The sequence below is a fragment of the Candidatus Frankia alpina genome, assembly GCF_902806485.1.
GTDB lineage: Bacteria > Actinomycetota > Actinomycetes > Frankiales > Frankiaceae > Frankia > Frankia alpina.
The window spans coordinates 1-935 of the sequence record NZ_CADCWT010000507.1 but is presented as its reverse complement, the minus strand read 5'-3'; the positions used below and the strand labels follow the sequence as shown (position 1 = coordinate 935).

Genomic DNA, 935 nt, shown 5'->3' with positions numbered 1-935 from the left:
ACATTCCTCACAACCTAGAGTAACCAGTCAGCACGGAAAGTGACCTTCGCGCGACCCTGGAAGAAGGGCAAGACCGCAGACTCGGCGATCTACTTCCGGAACTGCTTCACGTTCCGGAACGGCATCCTGACGCTGGCCAAGCAAGCGGAGCCGTTGGACATCGCCTGGTCTCGGGTACTGCCGGAGGGCGCGAACCCGTCGCAGGTGACGGTGTCGCGGAACTCCCGTGGCCAGTACCACGTGTCGATCCTGGCCGAGGAGACGATCGAGGCGCTGCCGCGGGTCGACGCGCAGGTGGGGGTGGACGCCGGGGTCACGTCGCTGCTGGCCTTGTCGACGGGCGAGAAGATCGCCAATCCGAAGCACGAAAGGCGCGACCGGGAGCGTCTCGGCCACGCGCAGCGGGTCCTGTCGCGGAAGGCGAAGGGTTCGAAGAACCGGGCGAAGGCGCGGCTCAGGGTCGCGAGGATTCACGGCCGGATCGCGGACCGTCGCCGCGACAACCTGCACAAGATCACGACTCGACTCGTTCGCGAAAACCAAACGATCGTCGTCGAGGATCTGGCCGTGCGGAACATGGTCCGCAATCACAGTCTTGCCCGGTCGATTTCGGATGCGGCGTGGCGCGAGATGCGGATCATGTTGGAGTACAAGGCCGGCTGGTACGGCCGCGACGTTATCGCGATCGACCGCTGGTATCCGTCCAGCAAGACGTGTTCGGCGTGCGGGGCGATCGTGGAGAAGCTGCCGCTGAACGTCCGGGAGTGGACGTGCCGCTGCGGCGCGCACCACGACCGGGACGTGAACGCTGCGAAGAACATTCTGGCCGCGGGGCTCGCGGTTGCTGCCTGTGGAGATGGAGTGAGACCGCCTCGCTCCTAGTAGGGCTTTGTTAGGTGTCGTTGAGTTGTGGTTTCAAGCGATCTGGTGACGGA

At 64.5% G+C, this 935-nt stretch carries 1 pseudogene; it reads left to right on the top strand.

Annotation, left to right across the window (positions count from 1 at the left end):
* Nucleotides 1-60: 60 nt before the first annotated feature.
* Nucleotides 61-882 (top strand): annotated as a pseudogene (locus G6R25_RS24235) (RNA-guided endonuclease InsQ/TnpB family protein); the annotation flags it as partial.
* Between the last annotated feature and the right edge of the window lie 53 nt (nt 883-935).